A 19,561-nucleotide genomic window follows, 5' to 3' on the forward strand; every position below is an offset into this window, starting at 1 on the left:
AATTGCCTATCCGCTTGCCTGTGCTTTTAACAGCTCCTTAAAGCTCTCGCTACTTTTGATCGTTTTTAATGCCTCTTCATAGGCTACCCAATAAATGGTTTCGGCTTTGCGGGTATCGAAGGTGTTAATTTCTCCCATGCCCTTTGGCTCAATCATTAAGTTGCAAAACTTTGATTTACGCTCCATATCGTGATTAACGGACATGATGGCAGCTCGTTGCATTAGCCTAGTAATACCTACTATTTTATCCACTGGCTTAAGGTGGTTACAAGTTGAACCAATAATGTAATCGCACTCTCCTAACAATGGCTCCACTGGAAAATTATTTAGCACGCCACCATCCACATGCATTTCGCCATGAATCATAATGGGTTTAAATACGCCAGGGATACAGCACGACGCGTGGATAGCCCTAACTAAAGGCCCTTTAGTAAAGTACGCCACAGTTCCTTGACTGAAATTCGTGGTGCAAATGCTCATCGGAATTTTCAAATCTTCAATATGTGCAGGCAAATATTCTTTAAAAATATCGCCGGTACGCTCAATATTAACTAAGCCCAGAGATCCCAAAGCTGGGCGCACAAATTTGATTAAGCGGGTTTTCATGAAAATATCGAAGGCATCTTCAGGATCAATACCGGCAGCATAAAATGAGCCTGCAATGGAGCCAGCACTAGTGCCAACAACATGACTAAATTTGATGCCCGTTTTTTGTAATGCCTTAAGTATACCTAGGTGTGCAATACCTCTAATTCCGCCGCCGCTTAATACAATGCCGACTTTCATTTATTGAATGATTGATTTTTAAATGATTGAATGATTAAATTAAATCTTACTGCAGATTATTTAAGTTTTGGTTTGTATTTGGATTGTGTCAGTATTTTTTGCGCATCACGCTCTTCCATTAACTGCTGCAAAGTAACTTTCGGATTCTCCTCCATGTATTTTCGCACTATTTGCCAGCCAGTCCAAACGCCAAGCTTAGGTGCAGATAATCTATTTTCGCCAAGACCAGGCGTAAATGGCCCTTCGCTAAGGTATACCTGGATTTTAGGATAATCTGTTTCGAATAACAGGTTATTTTCCAAATAGTAGCCCCAAATATCACCCTCAAAAGATTTACACCACTCCAACTGCTGGTTAGTGTAACCTATTTTTACACTGTCTGGCGTATTTTCGGGTAATATCTGATCCATGAAATATAAAATCTTACCATTATAAATCATTTTAGATAACAAGCTTCTATCTTCATCACGCTCTTTGAACAAATTCTCCCTCACATAATATTCGCTTGCCCTAGGTACAATATATTCTGGCGTAAACCTTCTGGATAAATACAGCGGGATACTGTGCACCAACGCACCATAAAATTTGCTGTCTTGCCCCAAAAACATATCCAAACCAATTCCTACATAATCATCGCCAATTGGCGTTTGATAGGAAAATCCCGACAGGAAACCAATAAAGCGTGGTATTTGAGCCTTAGGATAATAATATTTGACATATTTAAATGTTTCCGACAGTTCTGCCTCTACCTTAGTTAAATTCGGAAAGACACTATCTACTTCATGATTCAAATCCGTGTAAGCCCTATCATCATACAAGCCTTTTAGCACTTCCAGCCTGGTAAAGCTATCATTGCCTACCATCTTGAAAATAAAATCTTCATAAAAAGCGCCGTACTTGCGGTACAGCAAACTATCCGTATACGCCAAGTCCTTTCCTTTTCCAGCATATAAATCTTTATCAAACCTTTCTATTTTGATATCAACTTTAATTTGACTTACATCTGGTTTTTTGCCCGACTTACAGGAAAAAAATACGACAGCACACAGAAAAAATAGATAACTTTGGCGAATTGCTTGTAGGTATTTCATCATTAACAGCAAATATATAAAAGCAAGTGCAAACCTATGCAATATGCTTTGGTTTGATTTTTGACATTGAATCAGAATTAATCAACTTCTCTATAAAAGCGTTTTGATTATCGCACTTTTTAGGAGAATAACAACACATACATTATGAAAAGAACACTATTCTTACTTTCATTTTTATCAATTTTTGTTTTTGGAAAAGCCAACGCCCAATTACGTTTGGGGTTAACAGCACATCCAAATTTTGGATTTTTAAAAGTAGAGAACGGAAAAAGCAACGGCATTAGTACAGGGTTTACCTACGGATTAATGAGCGATAATGAGTTTGCAGAAAACTACTGCTTTTCAACCGGACTTTTAATTACTACCATTAACGGCTCGGGTGCAATCATCAATTATACGCCTTACCACACTGGTACAGCAACTACGGATTACGATGTGAAGTTTAAAATGCAGTATATCCAAATTCCGCTGAGTATTAAGCTTAAAACAGACGAGCAAAATGACATGAAATGGTTTGGCCAATTTGGTTTAACAACCGATTTCAGGATTAGTGCCAAACAAGACGTGCAACGTGCCAACCAAACCATTGCCGACAATGTTAACGCAAGTGATTTCACCAACTTTTTTAGAGCAGGAATGATTATTGGCGGCGGTGCCGAGTATCGCTTGAGCGGCAAAACCAGTTTAATGGGCGGATTAACCTATAACAACGGCCTCACCAACATTGGCAAAAAAGACCAAACCATTAAAAACCATTACGTAGCCATCAACTTTGGCATTTTCTTTTAAGCAAACTCTACTAGCACGATACAAAGATGAAAATTGCATTAGCACAGCTCAACTATCACATAGGTAATTTCGAAAGCAATACCCAAAAAATTATAGCAAACGTTGATTTAGCGAAAGCAAAGGGAGCAGATATAGTGGTATTTGCTGAATTAGCTATTTGTGGTTATCCGCCACGTGATTTTTTAGAGTTTGAAGATTTTATTTCACTTTGTGACCAAGCTGCGCAACATATTGCAACACATTGCGTAGGCATTGCCTGTATTGTGGGTTTACCTATTAAAAATCCAGTTGTTGAGGGAAAAGACCTTTACAATGCGGCTTATTTTATTGCCGATGGTAAAGTACAGCAAATAGTTAAAAAGGCGTTACTTCCAACTTACGATGTATTTGATGAGTACCGATACTTTGAACCTAATACGGTGTTTGACTGTGTTGAATATCAGGGAAAGAAAATTGCGTTGACAATTTGCGAAGATTTATGGAACATCAACGACAATCCGTTGTATGTTTCTTGTCCGATGGATGAGTTGATTAAGCAACAGCCTGATTTAATGATCAACATTGCAGCTTCTCCTTTTGATTATGGACATGATGAAGATCGTATCAAAGTACTTTCTGATAATGCCAAAAAATACCAGTTGCCTTTGTTTTACGTAAACCAAGTGGGTGCGCAAACAGAGATTATTTTTGATGGCGGCTCTTTAGTTTTTGATGAAGAGGGATCGCTTAAAGCAGAGATGAAGTACTTTGAGGAAGATTTGCAGGTGTTTGATTTGGAAGAAGTACAAAACGTAAAAAACAAATATCCTGCTGCAAATAGGAGCACCGATATTGAGCAAATTCACGATGCATTGGTTTTAGGCATAAAAGATTACTTTGCTAAATCTGGATTTAAAAAAGCAGTTTTAGGACTTTCCGGAGGAATTGACTCAGCGGTAGTTTGTGCATTGGCCTGTAAAGCGCTTGGCTCGGAAAATGTAATGGCGGTTTTGATGCCTTCCAAATATTCTACAGACCACTCGGTACAAGATGCCTTGGATTTAGTAAACAACATTGGCTGTAAACACGAAATTATCCCTATTAAAGAAGCTGCAGATGCTTTCGATAGCATGTTGGCAAAACCATTTGAAGGGTTGCCATTTAACTTAGCTGAAGAAAATATTCAAGCTAGGTGCAGGGGTATTGTGGTAATGGCCATGTCGAACAAATTTGGCTACATTTTGCTCAACACCTCTAACAAAAGCGAGTGCGCCGTTGGGTATGGAACATTATACGGAGATATGTGCGGTGCCATTAGTGTAATTGGCGACGTGTACAAAACGCAGGTATTTAAACTGGCCAAATACCTTAATAAAGACAGAGAAATCATCCCGATTAATACCATTGTAAAACCACCATCTGCAGAGCTAAGGCCTGATCAAAAAGATTCGGATTCACTACCTGAATATGATGAGCTGGACGCAATTTTATACCAACACATTGAGCTTAAAAAGGGATCGAAAGAAATTATTGCACAAGGCTTTGAAGAAGCTTTAGTAAAACGCATCCTACGAATGGTTAATTTGGCGGAGTTTAAACGTTATCAAACTCCACCTATTTTGAGGGTATCACCAAAAGCTTTCGGTATGGGCCGCCGCATGCCAATTGTAGGCAAGTACATGGACTAGGTTTTATTTACCTGTCTTTTCAAATAGTACTTTCTTTTCGGTAAAATCATAAGCGGCGTCTAATAAAGCTAGCAGCTCATTCCATTTTCCTTTTGGCGCATTGGATACGGCATACTTACGACTCACGTTTAAAGTAACCTTATTGGCATTGCTACTACTGGTTACTTTGAAAGTGCCAATTTCGTTGGTCAATTCTGTATTCAAATCTGCTAAGCCTTTAATATCATATCCCGAAGGAACATCAAAAGCAATTTGGTAATTTAACGTTCTGGCAGAAGGCATTACAATATCAGTTTCCCTAGTTCTATCCTTTTGCTCAAATTTATTAATAGTGCCAATTAACTTTCCAACGTTAAAAATGTAATTGCTTCCTGCTCGTTTTACAAAGCCATCCATCGTAAAAGTAGTTTCATACTCAAAAGGCTGTGTATTTGTAACACCGCTATTTACTATTTTGTAAGTACTTAATTCCTTTGGTGCTTGGTCGTACTGCACTCTAATTTCCTCGGAAAAGTTATCCTTTACAGCTTTTCTGGCATCTGCAATGGAGGTCATTAAATTGTTATAGGTTTGCTTTACATTATAGCTTGTTGTTCTTTTCTTCATCTCTTCGCCACCAAGCATTTTGGTCATCTCTGCATCTGTATCCTCCATTAAAAGTAGGCCAAGCTGGTCCGCCAAACGCATGTGACCTTGTTGTTTTACATTTCTTTTAACGCTAATGGTTTGCATGTCAGTTGGAAAGTTTACCACCAAGCTTTCATCTATTTTGTTGTGCTCAGCTGCCGAAACTGGTAAAGTTGCCTCTACACTGGTAAAAGTATATTCCTTAGCAGAGTGTCTAGTTGGTGTTAAAACCAAAGCTTTTTGCCCTTCGTAATACGATGGAAGTTCGTTAAATCTAGTGTTAAATCTCTCAAAAGCCATATAAAGCGGCTTGCTTCCATTGATCCTCAACAGAACATCAAAATCGGTATCATCAAAAACGTTCTCTAATGTGTTTGAATATTTCGATGTAGTAACAATAAGGTCGTGAGGTATTTTCATATCACACAACATTTGGCATGCTGCAGCTGCATTGTACCTGCTAAAAGCCCTCCAATAATTGCGCCTTTGCCCCATTTCATAGTTTCGGTCATCGTAGGTAAAAAAGGTGTTATATCTCCACTGGTCATAAAAAATCTTCATGGTGCTATCCAGTGGCAAGCTCTTCAATTCTTTAGCCTTAAACTTGTTTTCCAATTTTTTCTGCGGACTTTGATCAAAAGGATATAGCACAGCATTAAAAGTTTTTCCGTAGTTATACAATCGGTTTTCCAAAATGGATTTTTTGTTATCAAACTTATCCAAAGGAGAAGCTCCTAAATTCTCTAACTTAGTTCTGTAATTGCTCGAAACCGTAAAATAAGGGATGTTCTTATACCACGAAGACCACACCTCTTCCTTTAACTTTGGCATATTTTCGCCCTTAAAGGTATAAACGATATCTTCGGGGCCACTTGAAGATTCAACTGGAGCTGCAGCACCATTGGCACATAACATATTCACGCGAACCTTTTTGTTGTACTGGAATACATAACTGTACTTTAGCACATGATATTCGTCGGCAAGGAAGAAAAAATACTTATTGGCTTCATCATCTTCCAAACCCTCTATAAGTTTAATGGTACAAATGTAATAGTCAACAATATCCCCAATTTGTAAGCCTGGAATAGCTAATTTGGCAGTTTGATTTTTATTGTTGCTCGAAAGAAGCACTTCCTCATCCGTATTAATTATTTGTTCATTCCCATCGGCTTTAATCACTTTCACACCCACAAAAACCTCGGCTTTATTTTTCATATTGGAAAACAGGAACGATTGTGTTCTATCAACAATTTTCTCATACTCCAACTTAGAAAAACTCTCTAAGGCCGCCTTATCATTAATTTTAACTTTTTCCCTAAAAACGGTAGTTCTATTGGTTTTTGTAATATTTCCACCGCCCAATCCCATAAACTTAAACTTAGAGTTAGATGTTCTTTGCATCTCGAAACTTCGCCCTAATACTACTGCACTTTCTCCTTTATACTTATCGGGAACTGCGTTGCTTGCGAAAATATCAGTGTTACTTTGCCAAATAGTTTGTTTAAGCTCGTCGGATTTTTGTTTGTATGTTTTGGCCTTATTGTCCTGGGCAAAACTGAATGTACAAATAAGTACAAGTAAGAAAGTAAGTTTAAATTTCATTTAAAGGGTTGATTTCAGCGTTATTGGTTCTTGATAGTATTGTGAAAGTTTCTTGAAATCGTTGTTCCAAGCACCAAAGTTTTTCTTGTTGATTTTGGTATTATGTATCTGGATGCTTTTTTTGTAGGTTAACACATCTTTATTTACCTCATACGATAAATTAATTGCATAATCAGGGGTATTGATAACGAGGTTATTTGGCTTATTGGTAACTGCAAAACCAGCTGGTATTTTCAGCACTATTTCCTTTCGCACATTCATTTTATATGGCAACCAGTAGTCGTGGCTTCGCTTTGCTGTATCTATAAAAAAATTCGCAAATTCTTTAGTTGCATCCAAATTAACATATTGTTCTTTTCCGAAAACATCAATACTATTTTTTAGTAAAACCGAAAACTTAGCGCTCACCTGCCCATCGAAACTATTCAAATCAGAATGCGTTAAATCTTTCACTTCAAAATTATTATTGCCGCTATTGATAAAGCTCGACATGCCTTCCAACATTTCATCTTTCTTACTGGCATGTAAGGATGAAAGCATATTTTCTTTTTCCTCCCCTTCCCAAACTTGTTCAGCTGTACCTATCAAATTTTTTCCATCAATGCTCAGTGTCTTTAACTGGAAGTCTAAATTCTGCTGCACTTTTGTAGTGGGAACATTGGTTAAAATGTACTTCTCGCCATCTTCTATAAGCACTTGCCTCCCCTGTATCCGCTCTGCATATTCATTAAAACCCAGGTAAGTTTCTGTGGCATCCAAAAAATGAAAGCGATCGTTAAGTTTTACCGCAGCAATCATGTGATTATCTACCGCTAATGATGGAGTTTCGTAATTGTACGCCAAGTGATTAGTGCCTATCCAGCATAACCTCGCATCTAAATTTAGTGCTTTCAACATGGTTTTAGTCAAATTGGCCATTCCTTTACAGTCGCCGTATTTTTTCCTTAATACCTCGCTGGCTTTATCAGGCCTAAATCCAGCAATTCCATCTTCAAAAGCAATGTATCTGATGTGTTGCTGTATCCAATAAAATACGGCCTTTACTTTATCTAAATCAGTAGTTTTTCCCTTACATATTTCGCTTACTTGTGCCGTAATTGCATTATGCTCGTGTTCGTCCAAATTTGCGGTTAAGCTGTGGTACCAGTTGTATTGCTCCTGTAGCGAGGTAAAATATGCCTTTACATCCTGGTTAGCCTTTTTTGATGCCAGCGCAAACAAATGCGGATAAATAAAGGTGTTGCCCGGACTATATCTTTCCTTTTTTATGGCTGGTAAATTGACCGCTTTATAAACAATTTTTTCTGTGCCGTCCTTGGCGTTTAGCTCCGCGTTTTTTTCAATCTTAAACCCATCGAAGTTAAGTTCCTTAAATGTAACATCCATCCAAGCAGGAATATTGATGGCAATCTCTCTTGCCTGCGTCTTGTAATCGTCAACAAACTGGATATTGGTGAAATAGATGGGATTTAGCGTGGTTTTTTCTACTGTTAGTTCAACAACTGCATTGGCAGGAACCTCAAGATCGTAGTATACCACCCTCGCATCAGAATAAAAAATATCTTTGATAGCAACATAGGTATCTTTAGGTTTATAGTAAAATCTGCTGCCATTAATTTTGCATTCAAAAAGCGTTACTTTAGAATTCTCATTGTAGTAGGCAGCAAGCGGCAAAACTGTAGGTCGGGCACACTTGTATTTGATTTTGTGACTCTCTTTTACCTGAACTTTATCTGTACCTTTTTCTTTAACGAAAGTATAGGAAGAAGAATAAGAAGTGATATTTACAGTTGTATCAATTTCTTGAGATTTTAGCACAAAGCAACTACAAAGCAGTAGCAGCAATGTTAAAAGCGTTTGTTTGAATGGCATGGTATAACAAATATATAAAACGCCTTAAGTTTTTCAAACAAAAAATGAATGGATGGTAGAGCGCCTCACCATCAAGGCTATCAAAGCGTAATTATTTCTCAATCAGTTTGATTTCGTAAAGCTTTGGCCATTTTTTACCAGTAACAAATAGGCGTTTATTCGCAGTATCGTAGGCAATTCCGTTTAACACATTATTGCCAATTTCATACTCGTCTTTAAAGAAATTCTTGGGCACTAACTTACTCAAATCAAGCTCAGCCTCTACTAAACCACTCAGCGGGTTAATCCTAACAATTTTATTTGTGGTGTATACATTGGCATATATTTTACCGTCAATGTATTCCAACTCGTTTAATCTATCCACTGGGCCATTGTTGTCGTACACTTCAATGTAGCTCTCTTCCTTATAGTTTTGTGCGTTCAACTTCCAAATACGGTTTGAGCCATCGCTCTTTAACAAATTTTCACCATCGAAAGTTAAGCCCCAGCCTTCGTTGCTACTCTGGTAAGGAAAGGTACTTTGCTCCTTAAAAGTACTGGCATCATAAACAAGGCCAAGGTTATTTTGCCAAGTAAGTACAATAATCTTGTTATCAATTTGAACAGAACCTTCGCCAAAATAATCGGGCTTTAGCGGAACAGATTTGATAGCTTTTCCGGTTGATAAATTCACGTAAGCAAGCTTAGAGAAGCCTTTCCTACCTGTGCTTTCCAATAAATTACCGGCAACAAAGCTCAAGCCCTGCGTGTACGAAGAGGTATCATGCGGAAACGTGTTTACCAAAGCGTAAGTTAATTTCACAGGTTTTTTATCCGTAGTAAGTATGATGTTACTGGTAACTGTGTCACGTTTTTCGCCACTGTTCACAATTGCAGTAATTAAGCGGTAACCTAACGGAAGTTCTTTTGTATCCATTAAAACTGCATTCTTATCCGTTTTTTGTGCAAAAGATTTTCCATCTACCAAATAATCGATGGTTTGAACCTGCAATTTCTCTGGGATATCAAGTTCTATTTTAACTGGCTTACCAGCATGAAAACTCTCGCCTTGCAATGGATTTTTAAAAGTAATGTATTCAGATACCTTGTTATTGCAAGCCAGCTGAAACATGCTCACGAATAGCAAAAAAGTAAATATGATTTTATTGGTACGGCCAAAAAGCATCTTCAATGTGATTAATTTTAAATTGTTTGTCTTTAGTTAACACAATTGCAATAATGTCAAACCTTATTTCTCCTTGATGATCCATAATGTCGATATAGGCCTCCGAAGCCAGTTCCAATTGTTTCTGCTTACCGGCACTTACAAAGTCTTCGGGCATTCCAAAAGCAACTGAACTGCGTGTTTTAACTTCTATAAAGATAATGGTATTTGATTTAAACGCAATGATATCCACCTCACATTTGCCATGCGTCCAATTTTCGTCTAAAATTTCGTAGCCCTGCTGTAACAGAAATTGGACAGCAGCACTTTCACCCGCTTTGCCTATATCATTGTGAATTGCCATATTGAAAATGATAGATTGATTAAATTTTGAAAGATAGAATAATTAAAGATCAAGCTAAATTAGGCAATCAATCATTCGCTCATTTAAAATTCAATCATTATTTCACAATTACCGACCCTAAGAACTTAGATATTACCCTTTCAATGTTCTTTACCTGCATATAACGTCCCTGCAAAGCTTCCAAATTTACTTCGTCACGTTCTTCTTTCATTTGGTTCATCAAGTCTGTAAGCATCTTATCTACCTTGCGTTTCTTTAAGTGATAAAGGCCACCCAAAACCGCCGACTTGATATTTTGGGCTTCATCCTTAACATAAATTTGATGTTTTTGAAGCCAGTTTTCACTTAATTGATAAGGCGAGGTGGTTAGCGTAATTGCCAAATTGGAGATTTCAGCATCTTTATGTCTCAAAAAATAATTAAACGTGGGCAGTTCACCCATTTCCGATTGACTAATGTAATCATCAACAATACGTTTGCATAAATCGTTATCAAAAGATACATCACCTAAGTTTTGGATGATAAATGAACCCACATGCATTTCGCCAATCTGTTCCCAATTCACCATTTCGTGCCCAAAAAGCAACAATAACCTGATAATTTCCTGTTCCTGTAATAAATCGGTACTTACTTGCTGTACTGCAATAGCGGGATCTTGAACCGGCCCATCCTCAGCAAACAAATCGTCGGGCGGCATATCGGGATGGCCCGGATTGCTGGTCCGTGGTGCAGGTGCCGACTTTTTACTTTTAGCAACTTTGATGGCGTTAAGTTCGGTGAGCAAAACCCGCTCTTCAATTTCCAACAAGTGGCTACATTCCCTTACAAATACAGAAGCTTTAATGTTATCAGGAATTTTGGCAATGCTTTCTACAATATCTCTGATGATACCAGCACGCTTTATAGGATCTTTACCTGCTTCGGCCAATAAAATGTTGGCTTTGTAAAGGATAAAGTCCTGACGTTGCTCTTCGATGTAGGTTTTGAATGCTCCAGCGCCAACCTTGTGCATGTACGAATCTGGATCATCACCATCAGGGAAAGAAACTACTTTTACGTTTAGTCCTTCCTCCAAAATCATGTCCAAACCACGTAACGAAGCTTTTATACCAGCCGCATCTCCATCGTATAAAATGGTAACATTCTGCGTAAATCTGCTAATCAGCTTAATTTGCTCGATAGTTAAAGAAGTTCCCGACGAAGCAACTACGTTTTCGATATAGGCCTGATGTACGGCCAACACATCGGCATATCCTTCAACTAAGTAACAGTTATCTTGATCTCGAATGGCTTTTTTGGCATGGTACAAACCATACAATACATTAGACTTATGATAGATATCACTTTCAGGAGAGTTAACGTACTTTGGAACGTTCTTATCAGTTTTTAACGTACGGCCACCAAAACCTATAACCCTGCCGGTAAAGTTGTGGATGGGGAACATCACCCTGCCTCTAAACCTGTCGTAAAGCTTGCATTTGTCGTTGCGTATAGCTAGCCCCGTTTTTTCTAGATATTCTTCCGCATGCTGATTTTTGATGGCTTCCTGGGTAAGTGCATCCCAAACGTCAGGTGAGTAACCAAGGTTGAATTTTTTAATGATATCTTCCCTAAAGCCCCGTTCCTTGAAATAGCTCAAGCCTATAGCCTTTCCGTCATCGCTATTCCAAAGTTGATCTTCGAAAAAGTTGGCGGCAAATTGGGAAACGATGTAAAGACTCTCCCTAGCACTATTTAACTCAATGTTTTCCTTGCTTTCAACCGTTTCTTCAACCTCAATATTGTATTTGTTGGCCAAGTATTTTAACGCCTCCGGATAAGAATACTTTTCATGGTCCATTACAAAACGTACCGAATCGCCGGCTACGCCACAACCAAAGCACTTATAAATTCCTTTACTAACCGATACGTGAAAGGAAGGCGTTTTTTCTCCGTGAAAAGGGCAGTTACCGATTAGGCTTGTACCACGTTTTTTAAGATGCACGAAATCGCCCACCACCTCCTCAATACGTGCTGTTTCCTTAATCTTTTCAATGGTTTCGGCTGTAATCATATTCCGCTAAATCTTTCTGTGCTGTGGGTAGGCTAAAATAGAATTCAAATTTAGCAATTTATTTTAGCACCTCAGTTAATGTGTTAGCACGATGGGCTTTATTTTAGCTTGCAATGATGCGCAATTCCGAATTTGTTTGAGATTTGTTGAGGATATTCATTAACCGCAAAGTATTGATTGCGGAGATAAACAAGCAAAAAAGAACGTAAAAAGGTTAACGCAAACGGTTTTCAAATGTTTAAGAGAATGTTTACCAGATTCTTCGCTACGCTCAGAATCACAAAATCCCCAGTAGTGCAAAGACCATTCATTAACCACAAAGTATTGAAGACCGCAGAGATAAATAGGCAAAAAGAAACATAAAAAGGTTAACGCAAAACGATTTCCAAATGTATATGAGAATGTTTACCAGATTCTTCGCTGCGCTCAGAATGACAAAATCCCTAGTAGTGCAAAGCCCACTCATTAACCGCAAAGTATTGAAGACCGCAGAGAAAAATAGGCAGCTTGCAAACTAGCCTAAAAAGCGGCAATGACATTCCCAAGAACACATACGGCCTCTTGGCATCGTGAAGCGGAGGCCGATCAGGGCTGTAGCACTTGCAAAAACCTTGCACCAACAAGCAAAATGGAGAAGCGCAGCGGCTCATTTTGCGCAAACAAGCTCTGATTGAGCCGCAGCAAGACGAGGCTAAGCAGCCTTGAACTTTTGGTTCTTTTGGTTCAAGCCAAAAGAACGTAAAAGAACTAAACAAGCTTATCCAATGATGATTACCGCATACGCGGATGACAGCACGTATAGTGAATGTTTACTAGATTCTTCGCTGCGCTCAGAATGACAAAGTTCAAGTTAATCCAGATGCCCATTCATTAACCGCAAAGTATTGAAGACCGCAGAGACAAATAGGCATTAGTTTTAGGCGGCTGTAAACTATCCTAACAACCGGCAATAACATTACCAAGAACGCCTACGGCCTCTTAGCGTCGTGAAGCGGAGGCCGATCAGGGCTGTAGCACTTGCAAAAACCTTGCACCAACAAGCAAAATGGAGAAGCGCAGCGGCTCATTTTGCGCAAACAAGCTCTGATTGAGCCGCAGCAAGACGAGGCTAAGCAGCCTTGAACTTTTGGTTCTTTTGGTTCAAGCCAAAAGAACGTAAAAAATTTAACGCAAAAACGGTTTACGCATACGCAATAATAGCGGCACGTATATAACACGTCTAAAATGTTACTAGATTCTTCGCTGCGCTCAGAATGACAAAGTTCCAGTTAATGCAGAAGCCCATTCATTAACCGCAAAGTATTGAAGACCGCAGAGGTAAATAGGCAAAAAGAAACGTAAAAAGGTTAACGCAAAACGATTTCCAAATGTATACGATAATGTTTACCAGATTCTTCGCTGCGCTCAGAATGACAAAGTGCCTACCACTACAAAGTCCAATTATTAACCGCAAAGGATGAAAGATCGCTGAGATAAATATGTACCCAAAAAACTAACGGTACTACTTAATAAACGAAACCATTTGTTCGGCAACAAACTGATTCCCTTTTTCATTCAAATGTACTTTATCAGAAGTTAGCACACCTTTTTCCAAATCCTGAGCATTGTTCTTTTCCTCATAAGCTGTAAATGCCTTTCTTAAATCACAAAGTGGAATATTGTTCTTTGCTGCAAGTTCTCTTATACCTTCAGCGTATTTGTCCAATTCCCCATCAAGTTCATTGGCATTAGCTTTTTTCTCTCCAATTACCGATGGCGTACAAAGTACCAGCTTACTTCCATTTGCCCTTATTTTATCAATTAAGGCCTGATAAAACTTAATATATTTAGGATAATCAGTTCCAGTCCTGGCGCCTAATTTATGCCAAACATCATTGATACCTACATAAATAAAAACCAAATCAGGTTTCTTCGCCAGTACATCTTCCTCTAGCCTCAAATACAAATCGTAAACTTTGTTACCGCCAATACCCGCTCCTATTAGCTCAAACTTATTGGTATCTACCTGTTTTTTTAACAAATTGATATATCCATTGCCTTGCACTCCCGCTTGAGTAATCGAATCGCCAAAAAATATTACTCTTTTTCTATTAGGTTTCATAGCAAATAAGGAAAGTGCAGCTAAAGCCACAACAAATAGTTTTATGGTTGTTTTCATGTTTAATTTTTGTTCAGCTAATTTAATTGTTTAAGCGTAAATAACAACATGCTTAATTATTTTCTATCTTTGTTAAAAAACACCCCGCTCGTTAATGAAACTATCAATTAAGTTACTATTACCCATCTTATTAACCATAGGTTTTGTAAATTTTGGATTTGCTCAGGTTCAGAAGAAATTTCGTTATAACGCCATTGTAACCACACAAGACAAACAAAAGGTACGTGGCCAAATTACACTGATTAGTGATACAGCCCTAACCCTGGTAGATAAAAGAAACATTACTAGTGCAATAAATTATAAAAAAATTAGCAGCATTAAGGTGTTTAAATCTCATAAAGATATCGGCTATGCCATTGTTACCGGTGCCCTAGCAGCTGGAGCTATTGTAACTGCACAATCTATTGAAGATGCTAACACCGCCATTTTAGTAGGCGTTGGAGGTACCACTGCAGTAGTGGCTTTAAGTATGATTTTACATGGCGCAATTCACGGTGCCGAAGTTAAAATGAAAGCCGATCGAGAAAAAATCGATTATAGTACTGTTTCTGAAAAGCTAAGTAAATACGTCAACCAGTAACTATCGTAAAAAATATAGGTTTATCAGGCATAACTAATCCTGAAATATTCGGGATGACGGTTATATACACTTCCAAGTGCCGTCAAGAAAAAGCCAAAGGCAAACCTTTCAGTGTGAAGACTTTATTTTGCTACAGCTAAACACCAGCTTTTGAGTTGGCTCTTTAGCACAGAATAACCAATACATTGCCTAAGCTAAGCTCGCCTATTGCTTTCCTTTACCCAACTGGTAATCTTTATGAAGCACCAAAAAACTAGCACGCTCTTCTTTCTTTAGAGGATAATCCCAATTTCCTTGGTAAGTAATTTTAGTTGGCAACTTCACTTCATTGAAATAGCTCATTTCGATATTCATTTGTACATCAAAATCAAAAAGCAGATTGCTATACTTCATATCCACATAACGACCTAAAATTTCAAAATTCCGCTTATCGAATATCGTTACCAGTTCTTTAATCATAATCCCATCTTTCGTCCAGCTAGATAAATCAGGTTTAACCGATACCTTAAAGCGATATACCGGAATGGAATCCAGATAAGTACCGCTATAAAAAGTATAATCGTAATATTGGCGCATATTGGCGGTAAATATTTCTGTTTTACTTCCAATAAATGGGATGCCTTTAATCGGTCTTCCCGGATTAAAAATCAAAGTTTTGAGCTTGTCCTTATACCCTTCGTTAGCGCCTTTTTTGCCCTTTGAGCTTGATGGCGCAGCATTTGGAACAAAGTCGGTGTTGTAAGCATTCATGAAAATATAGTCGAACATTTCAACCGTATATAACTGATACTTTCCATTTTTTTTATAAACCTTCCCATTATCCTCCTTTACCAAATATTCCATTTTATAGGGGCCATCATTATTATGCTTTATTTTGCGATAAATTTTTCCATCCACCTTGTTTTTTTTGTCATAAGTATACACCCTGTTTTCAGCAATGAAAGTATACTTTTTCATATTGCGAAAAGCCTGATAAAAACTGGTATCGTTGATGATGGCATCAATAAAAGTTTCGATATTTAAGCGCTTAGCCTTGATATTTACTACCGAATCGAGAGTTATCGTTTTTATCGTATCTGGATTGAAACGCGGTATTTGCTGAGCGTTGGCGCTAACAAAAAAAAAGATTGACAGTAATACGAAATTAAATTTCTTCATTATAGAAGTAATACTTAAGAATGTGGTAAGTTGTAATTTGGCAGCACCAAAAAACTAACTACTAAATAACAAAACAACCACTTAATTGCCCAATTGTTTCAGTGCAATGTAAGCCATTAAACCCGTAGAAGTTTTAAGGGCATCTTCATCGATGTCAAAATTTGGTGTATGTACCGAGTGGCAAGTATCTTTTAGTGCATTTCCAGTACCTAGGCGATAAAAACAAGCATCGGTTACTTGCGAATAATAAGCGAAATCTTCGGCTGCCATCCATATATCTAAATCCACAACATTTTCTTTTCCGAGATAGTCTTCAGCAAAAGCTCTGGCATTGGCGGTGAGTTTCTCTTCATTAATTAAAAAAGGATAACCTCTATGGATATCGAAATGACAATTCCCTCCCATGCTTTCAGCGATACCTTCGGCCATTTTTTTCATTAAACGATGCGCCTCATCACGCCATTTTTCGTTCAGTGTCCTAAATGTACCTTCCAACTTTACTTCGTTAGGGATAACATTAGTAGCGCCATTGGCGATTACTTTACCAAATGAAAGTACCGAAGGCAGGCGTGGATCTGCATTTCTGCTTACTATTTGCTGCAAAGCAACAATAATGTGTGAGGTGATCAACACCGGATCAATATTTTGATGAGGCTGCGCACCATGACCACCTTTACCCGTAACAGTTACGTAAAGTTCATCGGTTGAAGCCATATAAATCCCTGATCTGAAGCCCACTTTTCCAGCATCAATTAAAGGCATTACATGTTGTCCCACTACCGCTTGTGGCGTTGGATTTTGCAATACCCCTTCTTTAATCATGATACTTGCGCCACCAGGCAAAATTTCTTCCGCAGGTTGAAAAATTAATTTTACAGAGCCAGCAAATTCATCTTTCAATTGATTAAGAATATAAGCGGTACCCAGTAATGACGAAGTGTGCACATCATGTCCGCACGCATGCATTACCCCCGGTTTTTTAGACTTATAGGGTTTATCATCGTTTGCTTCGTTTATAGGCAAAGCATCCATGTCACCACGCAAAGCAATTACCTGATCAGAATCCCCTTTACCCTTAATTAAACCTACAACGCCAGTATTGGCCATTTCCGTAAATGGAATTCCCCAAGCGCTCAGCTTATCCTTCACAAATTTAGCGGTTTCGAACTCCTGAAATGAAAGTTCAGGGTTGGCGTGCAAATGCTGGCGGAAACCTACTACTTCGTTAAAAATTTGATCGGCTAATGCTTGTACTTTTTGTTTCATGTTTAGTTGTTGTTGAAAGATTGGAATGTTGTTGAAGGTTGGAATATTGAAAAGTTGGAAAGTTGAAAGGTTGAAAGTTGGAAAGTTACTTATTCAATCATTTAAAATTCTATCATTCAATCATTATTAAACTTCATTACTCTAAAATCGGTGGGTTGATTTTTTCTCTGAAAATAAATAATGTTGGATAAGTTGGCTTTAATTCGGTAAGGAATTTTTGTGCTTCCAACCTGGTACGATAGTCGCCCACCCGCAAAAAGTAATTGGGTTCTTTATAGGTGATGTACGTATTTAGCTTCGGATACTCAGCTTTAAACTTGGCCTGCTGTGCAAAAACTTCGCGTCTATCGGAGCCGTAATAAATTTGCACTCGATAGCCCATGGAAGATACAACGGTTGAGCTTGCGGGGTTGTTTACCGTTGGTTTGGCTTTATTAAGCTCAATGCGTTTAGCAATGAGGCTATCAATCAATGGATCTTTTACCACTATCACTTCTCCTTTGGTTTGGGCAAAAGTGGCATAACTTATCAAAACAGCAATTATAGTAAGTAACACTTTCATTAGCTTAAATATTTCTCGGCATATACAAACTTGGCTTATAACATAACGAGAATGTTTCCGTTGGGTTTGCAAAAATCGGGATTATTGCTGGGCTATGCAAATGTTTGGAAGATAAGCATATCCTGCTAACTCACTTACAGTGATGAAATGGGATACATTAATGGTGTTTTAAGGATGTCCAATGCCTTTTTAACGCTAGGTCGGTTAATTTTAACGCATCATCCCGCTTATTTTAATGATCCAAAGCCTTAATTTAATGACGCGACGAATAAGTTGAATGCTCGGACGAGCTTAGTAAATACTCCGTTGGGTTAATTTAATGCTCCGTTGCGCTTAGGAAGCAGAACGGAGCGCTTAGGAAGCAGAAGCTTGCACTTTGGAAGCGCAAATTTGCAATCTAGAAGCGCAAATTTGCGCTCCGGAAGCAGAACCGAGCGTTAAATAAGTGTTCTTGATAGCAAGAAGCGATGTTAAAATACTAAAAATTTAAATGGTCGCTAAATAGCGACCATTTAAATCTAAGGTATAGTTATAGTACCTGGCTGTGAAAACCCAACTTGTTTTATCCTTTGCGTACCATATGCTGAATAGCTCCACCTAAAACTTAATATACCTGACCAAGTTCCAGTAACCGTCGATCCAAAAGTATTAACGCTTTGATTGGAATAAAAAACTGTTACATTGCGGTTAATCATTCCCCATGTCATGTTATTATATGTAGAATTTGTTGGCGTAACCGAAACGGCTAATGCTGTCGCATTAGTGATTTGACGTGAGATAGGGAAGTAAGTGACTTTTAAACGACAGATGTATTGTAATTGCGTTGGTACTGGCGTATCAATAGGAATTTCACCCATCGGAGGTCCCGACCCAGCTGAAGTTGGTATTTGATAATCATCATCATCAAAATCAGAGAACCATGCCCTTAATTCAAACACTTGCGTCACTTCAACATCAATAGGTTCCTCTAAGCCACCGCCACCACCCTCGCCGCCGCCGTCTCCATCACCATCCCCTCCACCTTCTGTATTTTCACATGTAGTAAATAGATACTCCTCTGTTTGGCCAGTCACCATACCGTTTTCGTCATAATAAACTGTCACTAGATACCAATCTATACACTCTTGATCTTCCATCACCCTTGCTTGAGAGGCTCCTTTTAACGATTTTGAACCCACTTCTAAGTCACTTTTTTTTCTAACGCTACTGTAACTAATTATTTTTTTGTTTTTATATGTAGTTTGATATAACAGCATTCCTTTAATATCATAAAACTTGTAAGTCCCATCATTTTCTATAACGTCATTATTGATAATACTTTTTATTGTACGTTCATCTAACAAAGCTGGCTTACGGTTTTCTGCACTATATGCTACAATCATCGCCCAGCGAAATTTAGCTCTATTTTTAACAGCTACCAATTTTAATGTATAGTCTCCCTGTATTTTTAAATGCCCTTTTACCTTTTGTTCAACTGGAATGATAATAATGTCTTCGCCATTATTCCTCTTTTCAAAAATTACATTTTCAAAATCAAGGTTGCTTTTAATTAAACTTAATGATTTGATTTGTGAATTGCCCTGAGCCTTGTGAAGATCAATCCAATTTAAGATTTCAGATTTCACATTTTTTGAAATGTTAACACTCGGCATAGAGACATCGTTAGCCCTTTCTTTTTTACAGCCCAGTAATAGCACTGCTATGATAAGCAATGTCATCAAAATAGTTTTGATTTGGATTTTCATTTGAGAAATAATTTAGTTACTTAAAGTAAAGCTAAACTATTTTTTTAGCCTTTACGGATATGAGACTTTTTTGCACAATTGAGTAAGAAAATTGAAA

The 19,561-nt window shown here is 38.0% G+C and carries 15 protein-coding genes; 3 read left to right on the forward strand and 12 right to left on the reverse strand.

Features of this window, described 5'->3' with window-relative positions:
* Positions 1–6 precede the first annotated feature (6 nt).
* Together DUT68_RS06480 and gldB are read right to left on the reverse strand one after the other, a co-directional pair.
* Complete coding sequence (locus DUT68_RS06480) at positions 7–786, reverse strand: patatin-like phospholipase family protein (RefSeq protein WP_113636803.1); 780 nt, start codon at positions 784–786, stop codon at positions 7–9.
* Between the two features lie 56 nt (positions 787–842).
* Positions 843–1,877 carry a gliding motility lipoprotein GldB gene (gene gldB, locus DUT68_RS06485; RefSeq protein ID WP_442417760.1) on the reverse strand — a complete coding sequence of 345 codons (1,035 nt, stop codon included), beginning with the start codon at positions 1,875–1,877 and terminating at the stop codon, positions 843–845.
* 144 nt (positions 1,878–2,021) lie between these two features.
* On the opposite strand from gldB, the gene DUT68_RS06490 reads away from it, so the two are divergent.
* Both DUT68_RS06490 and DUT68_RS06495 read left to right on the forward strand, forming a co-directional pair.
* Entirely contained in the window at positions 2,022–2,666 is a 645-nt protein-coding gene (locus tag DUT68_RS06490; RefSeq protein WP_113636806.1) for a porin family protein, read from the forward strand.
* Between the two features lie 26 nt (positions 2,667–2,692).
* Complete coding sequence (locus DUT68_RS06495) at positions 2,693–4,333, forward strand: NAD+ synthase (RefSeq protein ID WP_113636808.1); 1,641 nt, start codon at positions 2,693–2,695, stop codon at positions 4,331–4,333.
* A gap of 3 nt (positions 4,334–4,336) precedes the next feature.
* On the opposite strand, the gene DUT68_RS06500 is transcribed toward DUT68_RS06495, so the two are convergent.
* The 6 genes from DUT68_RS06500 to DUT68_RS06525 all read right to left on the reverse strand — a co-directional run bounded on the left by DUT68_RS06500 (position 4,337) and on the right by DUT68_RS06525 (position 14,153).
* Complete coding sequence (locus DUT68_RS06500) at positions 4,337–6,562, reverse strand: DUF3857 domain-containing protein (protein ID WP_113636810.1); 2,226 nt, start codon at positions 6,560–6,562, stop codon at positions 4,337–4,339.
* A complete protein-coding gene (locus DUT68_RS06505; protein ID WP_113636812.1) occupies positions 6,563–8,434 on the reverse strand; it encodes a transglutaminase-like domain-containing protein in 1,872 nt (623 codons plus the stop codon).
* A gap of 91 nt (positions 8,435–8,525) precedes the next feature.
* Entirely contained in the window at positions 8,526–9,599 is a 1,074-nt protein-coding gene (locus tag DUT68_RS06510; protein ID WP_113636813.1) for a glutaminyl-peptide cyclotransferase, read from the reverse strand.
* The gene (locus DUT68_RS06515) at positions 9,577–9,942 is read right to left on the reverse strand and encodes a YraN family protein (protein ID WP_113636815.1); all 366 of its coding nucleotides are present in this window, start codon (positions 9,940–9,942) and stop codon (positions 9,577–9,579) included. The genes DUT68_RS06510 and DUT68_RS06515 overlap by 23 nt, the downstream gene beginning before the upstream one ends.
* A gap of 97 nt (positions 9,943–10,039) precedes the next feature.
* The gene (gene dnaG, locus DUT68_RS06520) at positions 10,040–11,995 is read right to left on the reverse strand and encodes a DNA primase (protein ID WP_113636817.1); all 1,956 of its coding nucleotides are present in this window, start codon (positions 11,993–11,995) and stop codon (positions 10,040–10,042) included.
* Between the two features lie 1,501 nt (positions 11,996–13,496).
* Positions 13,497–14,153 carry an SGNH/GDSL hydrolase family protein gene (locus tag DUT68_RS06525; protein WP_113636819.1) on the reverse strand — a complete coding sequence of 219 codons (657 nt, stop codon included), beginning with the start codon at positions 14,151–14,153 and terminating at the stop codon, positions 13,497–13,499.
* Between the two features lie 94 nt (positions 14,154–14,247).
* On the opposite strand from DUT68_RS06525, the gene DUT68_RS06530 reads away from it, so the two are divergent.
* On the forward strand, positions 14,248–14,733 hold the full coding sequence (locus DUT68_RS06530; protein WP_113636821.1) for a hypothetical protein: 486 nt from the start codon (positions 14,248–14,250) through the stop codon (positions 14,731–14,733).
* A 204-nt stretch (positions 14,734–14,937) separates the two neighbouring features.
* Here the strand turns inward: DUT68_RS06530 and DUT68_RS06535 are convergent, their stop codons facing one another.
* From DUT68_RS06535 to DUT68_RS06550, 4 genes are all read right to left on the reverse strand, one after another.
* Positions 14,938–15,891 (reverse strand): hypothetical protein, encoded by a 954-nt coding sequence (locus tag DUT68_RS06535; protein ID WP_113636823.1) that lies wholly within the window; start codon positions 15,889–15,891, stop codon positions 14,938–14,940.
* A gap of 81 nt (positions 15,892–15,972) precedes the next feature.
* A complete protein-coding gene (locus DUT68_RS06540) occupies positions 15,973–17,157 on the reverse strand; it encodes a M20 metallopeptidase family protein (RefSeq protein WP_113636824.1) in 1,185 nt (394 codons plus the stop codon).
* A 136-nt stretch (positions 17,158–17,293) separates the two neighbouring features.
* The gene (locus DUT68_RS06545) at positions 17,294–17,719 is read right to left on the reverse strand and encodes an SPOR domain-containing protein (protein ID WP_113636826.1); all 426 of its coding nucleotides are present in this window, start codon (positions 17,717–17,719) and stop codon (positions 17,294–17,296) included.
* A 518-nt stretch (positions 17,720–18,237) separates the two neighbouring features.
* Positions 18,238–19,464, reverse strand: a complete 1,227-nt coding sequence (locus DUT68_RS06550) for a hypothetical protein (RefSeq protein WP_113636828.1) — start codon at positions 19,462–19,464, stop codon at positions 18,238–18,240.
* Positions 19,465–19,561: the final 97 nt, after the last annotated feature.

Origin of the sequence: Pedobacter zeaxanthinifaciens (assembly GCF_003313335.1) — a bacterium.
Taxonomy (GTDB): Bacteria; Bacteroidota; Bacteroidia; order Sphingobacteriales; family Sphingobacteriaceae; genus Pedobacter; species Pedobacter zeaxanthinifaciens.